The organism is Acidobacteriota bacterium, from assembly GCA_016196065.1.
Taxonomy (GTDB): Bacteria; Acidobacteriota; Terriglobia; order Terriglobales; family Acidobacteriaceae; genus Acidiflorens.
In genome coordinates this window covers 860,586-875,693 of the sequence record JACPYL010000010.1, presented here as the reverse complement: position 1 = coordinate 875,693, position 15,108 = coordinate 860,586, and the positions used below count along the sequence as shown (strand labels likewise).

The following is a 15,108-nucleotide window of genomic DNA, read 5'->3' as shown; positions in this document are numbered from 1 at the left end:
GCAGCGAAATTTTCACCGGGCATAAGCTTCGCAGACTTTGCCCACCGCCGCGATTACATCTTCAATATCCCGGTCCGTCATGGAATGAAACATCGGCAGGCTGATTAGCCGCTCATAGGCATCCTCGGCTACCGGATACTCGCCGCCTTTGTACCCAAAGCGCTCCCGATAGTACGGATGTTGATGCACGGGAATGTAGTGCACGTTCACGCCCAGATTCTCGGCTCGTAAAGCTCTGAAGACTTCCGTACGCCCCGTCGACAGCCCTTCCAACTTCAATCGAATGGGATATAGATGCCATGCGGGAGCGATCCCGTCTCGCACTGCGGGAACGATCACCGCTGGCATCTCATGGAAGGCCCTCGTGTAGCGAACTGCAATCTCGCGCCGGCGAGTAAGGTTCGCATCGAGTTTTTGAAGCTGCGATAGTCCGAGCGCGCAAGCGATATCCGTCAGCCGGTAGTTGAAACCGAGGAGGACCATCTCATAGAACCACTGGCCGCTTTGCTGACGCTGTCTGGCATCGCTGCTGATGCCATGATTGCGAAAGCGACGCAGCGTCTCGGCGAGTTTCGGATCGTTGGTGGTCACCATGCCACCTTCGCCAGTGGTCAGGTGCTTCACGGGATGAAAGCTGAACGCCGTCATGTCGGCAATCCCGCCGACACGCTGGCCGCGATACTCGGCACCGAGCGCGTGACATGCATCCTCGATCAGCAGCAGTCCGTGCCTCGCGGTGAGTTCCCGCAACGGCGCCAGATCTGCGGGATGGCCTGCGTAGTCCACTGCAATAATCGCTTTCGTTCGCGGAGAAATCTTTCTGGAAACTTCTTCGGGATCAAGATTGAGCGTGTCTTGGGTAACATCTGCAAAGACCGGAGTCGCCTCCTGGTACAGAACGCAATTTGCGGTCGCGCAGAACGTCATCGGAGTCGTGATCGCTTCGTCGCCCGCCTTTAGGCCTGCGGCAAACGCCGCCCCATGCAGTGCGGCCGTTCCTGAACTGAAACTGACGGCGTGCTTTGCTCCTACCCAGGCCGCGAACTGTTCCTCGAATTCTCCGACCTTCGGTCCGGTCGTTAGCCAGTCCGACTTCAGCACGTCCACGACGGCCTGGATGTCTTCCTCGTCCAGACTCTGCCGCCCGTAGGGCAGGAACGTCTCCCGCACAGGAGTTCCCCCATGGATGGCCAGCGGACCAAGTTTTGTGGGTGTGGTGCTCATGTCCTAGGCCGAGGTCGGCAGCGCTTCTGCGGCGTTCAAGTCCGGCGCAACCAGGTCTTCCAGTTCGCGCCGCGTCAGCCACTGGCTATTGTTGTCGCTGGAATAGCGGAATCCCTCCGGCAATTTCTTGCCTTGCGCCCAGTTTGCCGACGTCCACCAGGGATGCGACGGTTGAATCACGTACATTTCTTCCGTCTCCAACGTGTTGCGAGACTCGTCTTCCGAAACCAATACTTCGTGCAACTTTTCGCCCGGGCGAATGCCAATCGTCTCGATCCCACAGCCCGGCGCGATCGTCTCCGCCAGATCGAGTAATCGCATGCTGGGAATCTTCGGGACGAAGATCTCGCCGCCGTGCATCTGCTCCAGACAACTGATCACAAATTTCACTCCGTGATCGAGCGTTAGCCAGAAGCGCGTCATGCGCTGGTCGGTAATCGTGATCTTGCCGCGCTTCCGCTGTTCGATAAAAATCGGGATCACACTGCCCCGGCTGCCCACGACGTTGCCGTAGCGCGCACAACTGAAGCGCGTGTTCTGCGCACCGGCATAAGCGTTCGCCTGGACAAACATCTTTTCCGCGCACAGCTTGGTTGCACCGTAGAGATTAATCGGATTCACGGCCTTGTCCGTGCTGAGGGCCAAAATCTGGCGCACACCCGTATCGATGGCGGCGTCGATTACGTTGCGACCACCCATGATGTTCGTCTGGATGGCTTCAAACGGATTGTATTCACAGGCCGGCACCTGCTTCAGCGCGGCGGCGTGAATCACCATCGTGATCCCGGACATGGCCCGTTTCAAGCGATCGACGTCCCGGACGTCACCGATGAAGTAACGCAAGCTGGGATGCTGGAAGCCGGACTCCCGCATCTCGTGCTGTTTGAGTTCGTCGCGGCTGAAAATCACCAACCGGCGAGGCTGGTAGTCACGCAACATGATGTCAACGAATTTTTTCCCAAAGGACCCCGTGCCGCCCGTTACCAGCACCGATTCCTGCGACCAATTCACCATGGTTTCCTTTTGTAGTGACCTTTGTCGGGCGAAGTTCTTGTGCTGCCTAGTATAGCGGAGGAGTCTCGGGTGAGTCCTCACTGCCATCACCTGCTCGGCCCAGCAATTGCCCCGCGACCCTTCCAGAAATAGAACATGCCGTAAGTGCAATTATTGGCTTGAGAGTATTTCCAGTGATGCTAGAATCAACCGATTCCCAGAACATGTCACCGCCATCCGCCTACGGGTGGAAACGAGATGGGCGGGAGCAGCGCGCCGCTCAGTTCGGTCGTGAACGTTAAGGAGTAACGATGGCATCAGGGCCCTTGGTTCCACAAAACAATGGGTATCGCGACTTACAGCCTGCCGATCCCTCTGAAATTTTCAAGCAGGTTGGACCAGGACTCTACAATGTGCTCCCCTCGCAGGATTCAGCCTTGCGCGAGTACATGCGCGTCCTTATCAAGCGGAAATGGATCGTCATCGCCTGCGCGGCAGGAATTTTCGCCGCAGTCGCAATTGCCAGCCTCCGCCAGACTCCAGTCTACGAAGCGGTCGGCCGCATTGCCGTCAATAAAGCCGATTCTAACCTCGTCGCCTTCAAGGATTCCGTTCCGGTCATGGACTACTATGACCCGACCGACTTGGACACCGAAGTCAGGATTCTGCAAAGCGATTTGATTGCCTTGCAGGTTATCCGTCAACTGAATCTCGACAAGCGCCCGGAGTTCGGTGCACAACCTACGCCCAAGCAACCGAACCTTGTCGCCGATCCCCTGCAGGACGACTCCAAGCGTACGACTGCATTGCTGGGCGGGTTCAAGGGAAATCTCAAGGTTTCGCTGATTCCAAATACCCGCATTATTGAAATTCACTACCGCAGCACCGATCCCGCACTGGCTTCGAGCGCGGTGAATGTCCTGGCGGCCACTTACGTTGAGCAGAATTTCAAGACAAAATACGATTCCACCATGCAGGCTTCGGAATGGCTCAAAAAGAAACTCGTCGACTTGCAGATGAACGTAGAGACCTCGCAGGAAAAACTCGTCCGCTACCAGAAAGAACACGAAATCTTCGGAATCGACGAAAAGCAGAACATCATCACGCAGAAGCTCGACGAGCTCAATAAGGAACTGACTGCCGCGGAGTCAGACCGCATGCAGAAGGAAGCCATCTACCGGATGACGCAGAATGGCGACCCGGACACGATTGCCACCGCCATCTCTTCCGTGCCGGTAGCGACGCTCGGAGGAACGGGCACGTCTCCCCTTCTGGAGAAATTGCACCAGCAACAAGCCGACCTCAAAATTCAAATCGCCGAACTCAGCACGCAATTTGGCCCTGCCTATCCAAAAGTTGCGCAGCTCAATAATCAGAGCAAGGAAATCGAGCGGCAGGTCCAGGCCGAAACGCACAAAGCAGTCGATCACCTGCGCGGGGACTATCAAACCGCGGTGCAGCGGCAAAGCATGTTGCGCGAAGCTCTCGACAAGCAGAAGCAGGAAGCCAATCGGCTGAACGAAAACGCCATCGAATACACCCTGCTCAAGCGCGATGTCGATTCCAACCGCCAGCTTTACGAAGGTCTTTTGGAAAAGCTGAAGGAGGCGGGTGTTACTGCCAGCCTGAAGTCCACCAATTTCCGCATCCTCGACCCCGCGCGTCCGCCGGGTGCTCCCGTGGAACCAAACATTCCACGCAATCTTGCATTTGCCCTCGTCCTCGGAATCACCTCTGGCATCGGCCTCGCTTTTCTCCTGGAGGGCATGGACAATACCGTGCGTACCACCGAGCAGGCGCAGATGATTTCGGCGTTGCCGTCGCTTGGAATGATTCCGCTCGGCTCCAAGTCAAGCAACGCAAATGCCGGAGCGAAGCGTCTCTCCTTGACTTCGTCCCGTGAAGTCTTCGAACTGGTTACGCAAGTCCGACCCCAGTCGCAGATGGCAGAATCGTATCGTGCCTTGCGTACCTCCCTGTTGCTATCCAGCCTGGGAGCGCCGCCCAAGGTCGTCATGATCACGAGTGCCCGTCCGCAGGAGGGCAAGACCACCACCTCGATCAACACTGCCATCGTCTTGGCGCAAAAAGGTGTGCGCGTGCTGCTGGTCGATGCAGACTTGCGCCGTCCTAGCGTGCATAAGACACTGGGCATGGGTCCGCGCAGCGGTCTCAGCAACGTGCTGACCGGAAACGCCACGCTCGAGCAGGCGATCACCGTCTCTCCGATCCTGCCGAACCTCTTTATTCTGGCCGCGGGTTCGCCGCCGCCCAACCCGGCGGAACTGCTGGCTTCGGCGAATATGCGAGATGTTTTGAAAGAGTTGCGCGAACAGTTTGATCACGTGGTGATTGACACTCCACCTACGCTTTCGGTGACCGACGCGGTTGTGCTGTCACCTCGGGTGGACGCGATTATTCTCGTGATCCGTTCAGGTCAGACCACCAAACAGGCACTCCGCCGAGCGCGTGACATTCTGATGCAGGTCAATGCTCATGTCACCGGCGTTCTGCTCAATGCCGTGGACCTGACGTCGCCCGATTATTACTACTACTACGAGTACCAGGGTAAATACAGTCACTACTATCAGGAAGATCCACCCGAACCGCCCGCTGAAACACAGGAGCAACCGCGGGCAGCCTCTGGCGCCTGAACGACTGCATTGACCAGGGCTCGGGTTCGATCACGATGGACATTTCTTTCTCTGGCCGCCAACGCCGGCTGATCGCCGGGTCATTTCTACTGACGCTCGCGTACTTGCTTTTAGCTACCAAGGAGTTTGCCGCGAGCCGTTTCAGCGTCCGGCCCGACCTGCCCAGCCTCGAACGAGCAGTCCGCTTGTCTCCCGGCAACGCCGAATACCAGCATCACCTGGGACGATATTTCGCGTTTGTCGCCGGCAATCCGCAAGCCGCGCTTGCGGGCTATGAGGCAGCCACTCGCCTCAATCCCCATCAGGCCCGTTACTGGTTCGACTTGGCTGCCGCGTATCAAGTGGCTGGCAATACTGACGGTCAGCGTTCCGCACTCGAGCACGCTGTGCAAGCAGAACCCACCGCGCCCGATGTTGCCTGGGAGGCGGCCAATTTTTTCCTGGTGGCGGGCGATACCGACCGCGCGCTTCGCGAATTTCGCGTGGTGATTGAGAATGACCCCTATCTGCCGAGCCTGGCACTGCAAACTTGCTGGCGCGCTCGTCCGGACGTTGACGCTCTGCTCCGCGACGTGGTTCCGCACCGCCCGGACTCGCTGCTCGCATTCTTAACCATTCTCCAGTCCAGAACTGAAACCGAGGCTGCGATCAAGGCGTGGAACCAACTCATCCAGCTCCATCAAAGATTCGAGACGAATTATCTGCTGGACTACGTTCGATTTCTGATTCGCGAACGACGTCCTGAAGCTGCGGTGGCGGCATGGGAGCAGGCTGCGAGCGTGCTGTACCTGCCGGGATATCTACCAACACCCGACAACTTGATCGTGAACGGCGATTTCAGCCTCCCCATTCTCAACGGAGGTTTCGACTGGTCCTACCAAACGCAGCCCGGAGTGAACTTGCTGCTCGACGCCAGCGACGTCCACGAAGGACAACGCTCTTTATCCGTCACCTTCGAAGGTCCCGGGATCTCCGACTCGGGAATCCACCAATGGATTCCGGTTCGCGCCGCTACCAATTACGAATTCACCGCGTACTACAAGTCATCCGAGTTTCAAGGTGCGGGTGGACCGCAGATTGTCTTGCGCGACGTCTATACGGGACAAGCGGTCTACACCAGCGACCCTCTCAACGGAGCTGACTTCTGGAAAGCCGTGCATTCCCGTTTCACTACGGCTCCCACCACCAGCCTGCTGGTCTTGAATGTGGAACGCATTCCGGCTGGCAGCCCGATTCGCGGCAAGCTATGGCTCGATGATTTCCAGTTGACTCCTGAAGCTGCGGCGGCTCAGCCATGAGTTCCGCCTTGGCACGTCCGCCCATTCCTGAACCGTCCGTTTCGCGCTTGAGCGTGAGCGCATCCAGTTCCGCGCTCTTGGCTGGCACTGTCGTCGTATTGCTTGCGGCTCCCCTGGCTTTCGGTGCGGTCCAACCCTGGGCCATCTTCTCGCTGGAATCCTGCGCTGCTGCGCTGTTCATAGCGTGGGGGCTCCTTCAGTGGAACCATCAGGAGATCAAGGTCGAGTGGCACCCGTTGTATGCTCCCATGCTGGCCTTCGCCGCGCTTGTGGCTCTGCAATGGATCACGGGGAGCACTGCTTACCGCCACATCACCTACTCGCTTCTCCTCCTTTATGCCAGCTTTGGAATGCTGGTTTTTGTCGCCACGCAAAATCTAAAACGATCCTCGCAAGCCAGATCTCTCGCCAAAATCATCTGCGGCTACGGACTGGTGGTCGCCTCTTTTTCCTTGCTGCAAGGAATCGCCCCCAACGGCAAGCTCTATTGGATCTGGCCGCTGGAGCAGGGTGGCCTGATCTACGGTCCCTACGTCAACCACAATCACTACGCTGGACTCATGGAGATGCTCGTTCCCTTCCCGCTGGTGTTGGCCTTGTCGCGCCACACCGAGGGCAATCGCAAGCTGGTCGTGGCCGGGATCGGCGCACTGATGGCGGGAACAATTTTTCTCTCAGGGTCGCGCGGCGGCATGCTCGCCTTCGCTGCGGAGATGATCGTACTGGCAATACTGCTGCGCAAACGTGGGGATTGGAAACAGCACGTCGCCCTCGGACTTTTTCTGGCTGTTGTCATAGGCTTTCTGATTTGGCTGGGCGGAAACAAACTCTCTCACCGCATGGCCAGCATCGAGAGTGAGACGCGGCAGGAGCTCACCGGCGGGGTCCGCGTGACCATCGATCGCGACTGCCTCCGCATGTTGCGCGAGCGACCATTCCTCGGATGGGGGCTGGGAACGTTTCCCGTTGTGTACCCGCAATTCCGAAGCTTCTACACCAGCTTTTTTGTGAATCAGGCCCACAACGACTACTTACAACTGCTGGTGGAGACTGGGATCCCCGGCTTCGCGATTGCGATCTGGTTCCTGTTCCTCACGTTCCGCCGTGCGAGAGCCAAACTGAAAAACTGGACGGACACCGTCAACGGCACCCTTACGGTTGCGGCACTGCTCGGCTGCGGGGGGATATTGATCCACAGCTTTCTTGACTTCAATCTCCAGATTCCCGCCAACGCCGCTCTGTTCTATGTCCTGTGCGCCGTCGCCGCAGCTGCCCCATTTCCGGAATCCCAGCGCCGCCGAGTGCGGCGTCACAATCTGATTCTCGAACCGAAGCCCCGGCACATCGAATCTTAGGCTCGGTGTCCCACCCGTCCCAGAACCCTCGGCACCCGCTATCTTCATGACTCCAATGGGGGAGGTACCTAGTTCTTACTGTGTTCCCAAGGGTTTCGGGCTTTTACAGCGATGTGTTCCGTGATATAACCGCCCTAAGCTACTCATTAGGCTCTGTGCTGGGAATTCGTCAGGAATCTGGCTGCCAGGAATTACAGAGCCAGGGTAGAGGAGGACTCGTGTCCGACGCGCGCACTGGAAAAAGGTTTCCGCTGGAATTGCCGATAAAGATCCATAAGGGCGATGCCACGGTCGATACCAGCGGCGTGACTGGCAATCTGAGCGCTGCCGGCGTTTATATTCGTGCCGATGCATCGCTCGAAGTCGGCTCACCCGTAGAGTTTGAAATCACGCTGCCGCCCGATGTCACCGGCGGCAAAGAAGACGTTGTCATTCAATGCCGCGGCCGCGTCGTGCGGACCGATGAACCCGCGGCTGGCGCTGCTCCCACGGACAATCGTGGCGTAGCCTGCGTAATCGATTCGTATGAGTTCGTCCGTAACTCGTAACTCTTAACGTGGAGCGCACATGCTGAAGCTCATACTGGCCGACAATCAGGCGATTTTCCGAGCCGGCATCGCCAAGGTGCTGGCCGTCGAAGACGAAATGCGCATCGTGGCCCAGGCGCAAACTACCGAGCAGATGCTCATGGCGCTCGATAAGTTCCGCGCCGCCGTGCTCATCATTGCCGGAGGGTTCCACTCCGACTTCAATGCCGTCCTTTCCGCTGCCAACAAAAATAAGACCAGGGTCGTCATCCTTGCCGACACTGGCGAGAGCGCCCAGCGTTACATGGCCGTGGGAGCGCATGGAGTCGTTTACCGCAACGTGACCAGCGCTGCTCTGGTCGATTGCGTTCGAAAAGTAGCCCGCGGGGAAACCTGGGTACAGGACATGGCCGTCCCCAGTGAACTCACCGAGAACGATATGGTCGGCTTGCGTGTCCGCGACCGCCTCACCGCCAAGGAACTCCGCATCGTGGCGTTGATCGTTCAGGGATACAAGAACAAGGAAATTGCCACCCAGCTCGGCACCACGGAGCAGGTCATCAAGAACTATCTGCGCAACGTCTACGACAAGATCGGTGTCTCGGATCGTCTGGAATTGGCGTTGTTCACTATCCACCACCGCATCCTGAACGAAGCCGCATCGGCCGTTGCAAGCACGATGCCGGCACCGCCGCAGGGCGCTGGCGTACCGAACTAGAATTTGTCTTGGCGTCAAGAAGGCCGCCCGCGGGCGGCCTTTGTTCGTGTAGGCGCCATTCATTGACTTCCGACTTTCCCCCCACGTACCCTTATCCCTTCCATGATCGGCCAGACGATCTCCCATTACCGCGTCCTCGAAAAGCTCGGCGGAGGCGGAATGGGCGTGGTCTACAAAGCCGAAGACACAAACCTTGGCCGCGTCGTAGCCCTTAAATTCCTGCCGGAAGACGTTGCTCGCGATTCACAATCCCTGGAGCGTTTTCGCCGTGAAGCCCGCGCTGCCTCGGCCCTCAACCACCCCAACATTTGCACCATCTACGACTTCGGCGAGCACGAGGGCCACGCCTTCATCGCCATGGAGTATCTCGACGGCGTCACCCTGAAGCACCAGATCGCAGGCCGCCCGCTCGATACCGAAGTGCTGCTCTCCCTCGCCATTGAAATCGCTGACGCCCTCGACGCCGCTCATAGTGAAGGCATCATCCATCGCGACATCAAGCCCGCCAACATCTTTGTCACCAAGCGCGGCCACGCCAAGGTGCTCGACTTCGGACTGGCTAAGGTCTCAACCAATCTCAACAAGTCCGCCGCCAACTCCGACGCCACTGTCGAAGCTACCGCCCCGGAGCACCTGACCAGTCCCGGCACCGCCGTGGGTACCGTCGCTTACATGTCGCCCGAACAAGTGCGCGGCAAGGATCTCGATCCCCGCACCGACCTGTTCTCCTTCGGCGTCGTCCTCTACGAAATGGCCACCGGAATCCTGCCTTTTCGCGGAGACACCTCCGGCGTCATCTTCAATTCGATCCTGGAGCGCGCACCAGCTCCGCCCCTGCGCCTGAATCCTGAGTTGCCACCGCGGTTCGACGACATTCTGAATCGCGCACTCGAAAAAGACCGCAATTTGCGCTATCAGCACGCGTCCGAGATGCGCGCTGAACTGATGCGCCTTAAACGCGACACCGAATCCGGACGAGCGATCCTTCCCGAGGCCGGCGAGGAAGACTCGCTCCCATCCAGCGCTTCAACAGTTCCGGCGCATCGCTCTTCGGGCTCGCGCCCAGCCGTCGCTCCTGCCGAACCGCCAAAGCCCTACAAGCACCTAGCATGGATCGGCGCTGCACTGGCCGCCACCTTGATCGCAATCGGCCTGTGGGCGTTCCGGCATGGTCGACAGTCAGCCTCTCCCAGTTCAGTTCCGACTACCATTGCCGTCCTTCCCTTCCAGAACATGGGCTCCGACAAAGATGTCGATTACCTCCGCCTCGCCCTGCCGGATGAAATCGCCACCGCTTTGAGCTCGGTTCATTCTCTGTCTATCCGCCCGTTTGCGACTACGCGCAAATACACCGCCGATAATCTCGACCTGCAACAGGCCGGCCATGAGATGCACGTAACCGACATCGTCACTGGCCACTATCTCAAAGAGGGCGACCGCCTCCAGGTGACGCTCGAAGCGATCGACGTCGAGAACAACCGCACGCGATGGCGCGACACGATGACTGTGGCCGCTCTCGATATGGTCGGCATGAGCGGACAGATCACGTCGCGAGTCCGCCAGGGTCTCGTTCCCGCCATTGGCGTCGCCGCCAATTCCGCCGATGCCGGCACCCGCCCCCGCAACGAAGAAGCCTACGATCTTTATCTGCGCAGCGTTTCCGCTCCCCACGATCCTGCCCCCAACAAGGACGCGATCGCCATGCTCGAACGCGCCGTTGGACTCGATCCCGCCTACGCCCCTGCCTGGGCCGCTCTAGGCCTGCGCTATTACTACGACGCCAGTTATGGCGGAGGAGGCGAAGAGGTGTTCCGACGCTCAAACACGGCCTTGGAGCGCAGCCTCACCCTCGATCCCAACCTGACCTTCGCCGCCGGGCAACTGATCACCAACCGCGTAGAACGAGGAGAACTGGCCAGGGCTTACCTCGATGCCAAGGAACTCATCCGCCGCCGCCCCGATAACGCCAATGCCCATTTCTCGCTGAATTACGTCCTTCGCTATGCCGGCATGACCGAAGAAGCGGCGAAGGAATGTGAACAGGCTTTGTCGCTGGATCCGGGAAACTATCAATATCGTTCCTGCTCTCTGGTGCAGGAACAATTGGGTAATCCTGAAAGGGCGTTCTTATTTGCCCAATTGGACGCTGGCTCGGAATGGTCGGCTCGCCAGTTGGCTCGAATCTATGCCGTGCAGGGCAAAATCACCGAAGCCGTGGAGATGACGAAAAAAGGCGCGCCCATGCGCGATCAGTTTCTCGTGCCCTGCATCACTTCCTCGGGCCGCTCGGTACCCGATCAGGCCAGCCAGGCCTTCGCAAAATTGGGCATAGGCGATCCCGATCCCGAGAACACCTACTTCTACGCAACCTGGATGTCCTATTGCGGCAGGAAAGACCTCGCCTTACCGATGATCAAGAACGTCATCGAGAGAAACTATTGCGCGGTCACCCCCTTGCGGACGGATCCTTTTCTGGCCAAGCTGCGCGGCGATCCAGAGTTCGCGCAACTCGTGACCGCCGCGAAGCAGTGTCAAGATCGATTTCTGGCGGAGACCAATCAGGCACCGCATTGACAGTGCGCTAGCCGATATTGGCGTTTGGGTTGCGCAGCGGTTTGCCGCTGCGACAAGACTTATCTTGAGTTGGCCTTCACAGCTTACTGAAAACTCCGTTTTCGGGAAGGGCAAGCTCCGTTCTTGGGTAGTGAAGACTCCGTTTTTGGGTGGCGCAGCGGTTTACCGCTGCGATAAGGCATTCTCTTGAGTGGTGGCTTCAGCCCCTGAGGTACGCGCCGCGGACTTCCCCAGTAACTTCAGCCGACCTGTTGAATGTTCGATCCTATTCCGTCCCCTTCGATTCCAGCCCCGCACTCTCCAGCATCCGCCGCAGCGACCGTTCTCCACCCGCCCCGCGCTGTGTATCCACGATCTTTCCATCACGATCGACAACAACGTAAATGGGATACGAATTCGCCGCGTACATGGCCGCCAGATTCGTATCGCTCGTCAACACGATGCGGCACTTGCGAGGATGGTCCTTCAGATACTCCACAACCTTCTTCTTCGACTCGGCCACATCCACCGCCAGAACAATCAATCCCTTGTCCGAAAATTCCTTGGTGATGTCGTTGACCAGGGCTTCTTCACTCTTGCAGTAAGGACACCACGTCGTCCAGAACTGAAACAGAACGACTCTCCCTTTCACGGATTCATTGGTGAACTGCTCGCCCTCCATCGTCTTGGCGTGAAAGCGGGGAGCGGGCTCGCGGTCGTCAGATCCTGCAAGTACAGCGGAGGGAACGAGCAACAGAAGTGTGAACGCACAACTAACTAACAAGTTCTTCGGCCACATGGCCGGAACTATAACACGGTTAGCGTGTTATAGCGCTTCTTACAGAAGAATACTGCGGGGCGAACTTTCGTTCACCCCGCAAAGTGTTCAGTTTCCCCATTTACGGATTGCAAGTGCCACTATTGTTCGGGCTTGTGCACAACGGCCCAAGATTGGTTTGAGCATTCGGAAGGCTGATGAATGCCACCGGTCCGGCGTGGTGATCACCGTTGAACGGCGTGAACTTCGTGATGTCGAAAGTACAGCCATTCTTGTTCGCATCATTCGGATCATTGAACCAGAAGCCAACATGGAACGTGTTGGTCGGCGCCAGCGAGGCATCGGGATCAAACCCGAAAATCTGATCCAGCAGAATCGTCTTGATGGTGGTTTTGAAGTGCCCCAGTCCGTTGGCCTGGAGATCGCTTTGATACCACGCCATGCCGAAGTTGGTGAAATTAGGATCCGCATTGCCGTTTGCGAGCAGGTTGCTGCGTTGTACCGTGAACATGTCGAACGCAAGGTGTGGGAGGAAATTGTTGCCTTCGATCGTTAGTGTGTCGGCGAATTTTCCGCGCTTTACCGTGACGTGAACCGCTGGGGCCGAGCCGTTTGGGACGCCCTGGCACGCGGCAAACTTGGGGTTCACATGCAAATCAAAGCTGATCTCGTCTTGCGCCGCGTCCTGAGCGAAAGCGGGCTGTACTGCCAGGACAATCGTTGCCATTGCCACAGCCGCCAGCAGGATCAGTCCGGCCTTGATGGTATTGGGAGTGATGCTAGTCATTGCTTTAGTCTCCTTGTAATGGTGTCTTTTCGAACTCTTGATGTTGTGCAAAGTTTTGCAACCCTGCACTTGTCTTCCCCGCGGAAAGCTTCCGCTTTGGCCTCAAGCCTTGCCGCAGGGAAACATGGCATCTACAATCGTTTGCCAAGGTGCGGCTCAGTGGCAGGCACACAGTAGCCGACACGCCCAGCGAAGTCCTTAGTAGTCCGAAAAAGATTTACAAGAATAATCCAAATTTTTTGCAAAGACGGCTATGGCATTGGAGACAAAACTCTTATACGAGTTTGCGGGATTCCGTTTCGACCCCGCGCAGCAACTCCTGCTGCGCGACGGAAAGCCCGTTTCACTGACTCCAAAGACCTTCGAACTGCTCCTCGTTCTCCTCCAGAGCAATGGACGCCTCCTCTCCAAAGACGAATTGATGCGGAAGCTTTGGCCCGACAGTTTTGTTGAGGATGCCAATCTCACCGTCAACATTTCCGCTCTCCGCAAGGCTCTCGGCGATCCTCATGATGGCGAAGGCCGCGAACTGATCGAGACCGTTCCGAAGAGGGGCTACCGCTTCCTTCCCACTGTCACCGAGTTGCTGGAAGAAAGCGAGTCCTCCACCGGGACCCGAGCGCCGGCCGTCCGTTTGGCAATGACGCCGCCTGAACCTGTGGCCGATGAACGCGAATCGCATCTGAAGTCGCCCGAACTTGCTGCTCCGAAGTTCCCCCGATTGATAGCTGCCCTCCTGGTGCTGGTCGGAATCCTGATCGCTGCGTTGACTTATGCCTGGTACCAGCAACGCACCATCAGCAAGCTTCCGGCAGAGACGCACCGCCGCCTTGCCATTCTTCCTTTCCAGAATCTTCGGCACGATCCCGACAGCGACTTCCTCGGCTACTCTCTGGCGGATGCCGTGATCACAAAGCTTGGCTATGTCCAGGCCCTGCGAGTCCGTCCGTCGTATGCCGTCGCGAAGTATCGCGATCAAACCATTGATATTCCAAAGACAGCCGCCGAGTTGAACGTGGACACTCTGCTCATGGGAAACTTCATCCGCGACGGCGACGCGCTGAGAATCACCTGTCAACTCGTCGACGCCGGAACCGACAACATCCTGTGGAAGGGCGCCTTTGAGGTGAAGGTTGAGAACCTTCTCACTGTCCACGACCGGGTGGCGCAGGAAATCATCAAGGGACTGGAACTGAATCTGTCGCCGTCGGAAGCGGAACAACTCAAGCCCGAGCAGCCGGTTGATCCCATCGCTTACGAATACTATCTGCGCGGTGTGGACCTTTACTCGCGCGACATGTTCCCGCTTGCTGTGAAAATGTTTGAAAAGTCAGCTGAGATCACGCCGTCCTATGCGCTGACGTGGGCCTATCTTGGCCGCTCCTACAACGCCAGCGCCTCTTTTGAGTTTGGCGGACGAGAACATTATCAAAAAGCACAGGCTGCCTTCGAAAAAGCCCTGACATTGCAACCCGCTCTGATCGACGCTCGCGTCTATCTGGCCAACTTCTATACCGACACAGGCCGGGTCGAGCAATCGGTCCCGTTGCTGCGAGAAGCCCTCAAAACCAATCCAGATCACGCCGAAGTTCACTGGGAACTGGGTTATGCCTACCGTTTTGCGGGGATGTTGAAGGAATCCGCCGCGGAATGCGAGCGCGCCCGCAGCCTCGATCCCCTGGTGAAGCTGAACAGCTCGGCGCTCAATGCGTATCTCTATCTCGGCCAGTACGACAAATTTCTCGAAAGCCTGCCCAAGACAAACGAATCCGCGTTCATCTTTTTCTACCGGGGGTTCGCTGAGTATTACAAGAAGGACTGGCCAGCCGCAACGAGGGATTTTGATCGCGCGTACGAGCTTGATCCATCTCTTCTTCAAGCGCAGGTCGGAAAAGCGCTGAGCTACGGAATCGCCAGCCAGCGACCGAAAGGGTTAGAAATTCTGCGCGATGCCGAGGACAAGGTTAAGGAGCGCGGAGTGGGCGATTCCGAAGCCATCTTCAAAATCGGTCAGGCCTATGCCGTACTTGGAGACCGCGTTTCCGCAACTCGTGTCTTGGCCATCAGCATCGACAAAGGGTTCTTCGCGTATCCCTACTTCGTTGTCGATCCACTCCTCAACAGCCTTCACGATGAACCAGAGTTTGCGCAGTTGATGAAGACCGCGCAGGCACGGCACGACTCATTCAGAAAGTCGTTCTTTTAATTCCTGGTGGTCAAC

11 protein-coding genes are annotated in these 15,108 nt (G+C 57.6%); 7 read left to right on the top strand and 4 right to left on the bottom strand.

The window, feature by feature from the left end; all coding sequences use genetic code 11:
- Positions 1-12: 12 nt before the first annotated feature.
- Positions 13-1,224 (bottom strand): UDP-4-amino-4,6-dideoxy-N-acetyl-beta-L-altrosamine transaminase, encoded by a 1,212-nt coding sequence (gene pseC, locus HY010_07010; protein ID MBI3475464.1) that lies wholly within the window; start codon positions 1,222-1,224, stop codon positions 13-15.
- 3 nt (positions 1,225-1,227) lie between these two features.
- The gene (gene pseB, locus HY010_07005; GenBank protein MBI3475463.1) at positions 1,228-2,238 is read right to left on the bottom strand and encodes a UDP-N-acetylglucosamine 4,6-dehydratase (inverting); all 1,011 of its coding nucleotides are present in this window, start codon (positions 2,236-2,238) and stop codon (positions 1,228-1,230) included.
- A gap of 290 nt (positions 2,239-2,528) precedes the next feature.
- Here pseB and HY010_07000 point away from each other — a divergent pair, with 290 nt between their 5' ends.
- The 6 genes from HY010_07000 (at position 2,529) to HY010_06975 (ending at position 11,343) form a co-directional block, all read left to right on the top strand.
- Positions 2,529-4,871 (top strand): polysaccharide biosynthesis tyrosine autokinase, encoded by a 2,343-nt coding sequence (locus tag HY010_07000; GenBank protein MBI3475462.1) that lies wholly within the window; start codon positions 2,529-2,531, stop codon positions 4,869-4,871.
- A 35-nt stretch (positions 4,872-4,906) separates the two neighbouring features.
- The gene (locus tag HY010_06995; GenBank protein MBI3475461.1) at positions 4,907-6,169 is read left to right on the top strand and encodes a hypothetical protein; all 1,263 of its coding nucleotides are present in this window, start codon (positions 4,907-4,909) and stop codon (positions 6,167-6,169) included.
- 8 nt (positions 6,170-6,177) lie between these two features.
- Positions 6,178-7,524: an O-antigen ligase family protein gene (locus tag HY010_06990; protein MBI3475460.1), complete on the top strand. Its 1,347-nt coding sequence runs from the start codon at positions 6,178-6,180 to the stop codon at positions 7,522-7,524.
- A gap of 218 nt (positions 7,525-7,742) precedes the next feature.
- Complete coding sequence (locus HY010_06985; GenBank protein ID MBI3475459.1) at positions 7,743-8,072, top strand: PilZ domain-containing protein; 330 nt, start codon at positions 7,743-7,745, stop codon at positions 8,070-8,072.
- 19 nt (positions 8,073-8,091) lie between these two features.
- Positions 8,092-8,769: a response regulator transcription factor gene (locus HY010_06980; protein ID MBI3475458.1), complete on the top strand. Its 678-nt coding sequence runs from the start codon at positions 8,092-8,094 to the stop codon at positions 8,767-8,769.
- 102 nt (positions 8,770-8,871) lie between these two features.
- Positions 8,872-11,343: a protein kinase gene (locus HY010_06975; protein ID MBI3475457.1), complete on the top strand. Its 2,472-nt coding sequence runs from the start codon at positions 8,872-8,874 to the stop codon at positions 11,341-11,343.
- Positions 11,344-11,608: 265 nt separating this feature from the next.
- On the opposite strand, the gene HY010_06970 is transcribed toward HY010_06975, so the two are convergent.
- Together HY010_06970 and HY010_06965 are read right to left on the bottom strand one after the other, a co-directional pair.
- Positions 11,609-12,121, bottom strand: coding sequence for a TlpA family protein disulfide reductase (locus HY010_06970; protein ID MBI3475456.1), 513 nt, complete (start codon positions 12,119-12,121; stop codon positions 11,609-11,611).
- 100 nt (positions 12,122-12,221) lie between these two features.
- Positions 12,222-12,887, bottom strand: a complete 666-nt coding sequence (locus HY010_06965; protein ID MBI3475455.1) for a hypothetical protein — start codon at positions 12,885-12,887, stop codon at positions 12,222-12,224.
- A gap of 253 nt (positions 12,888-13,140) precedes the next feature.
- Here HY010_06965 and HY010_06960 point away from each other — a divergent pair, with 253 nt between their 5' ends.
- Positions 13,141-15,093 carry a winged helix-turn-helix domain-containing protein gene (locus HY010_06960; GenBank protein ID MBI3475454.1) on the top strand — a complete coding sequence of 651 codons (1,953 nt, stop codon included), beginning with the start codon at positions 13,141-13,143 and terminating at the stop codon, positions 15,091-15,093.
- Positions 15,094-15,108: the final 15 nt, after the last annotated feature.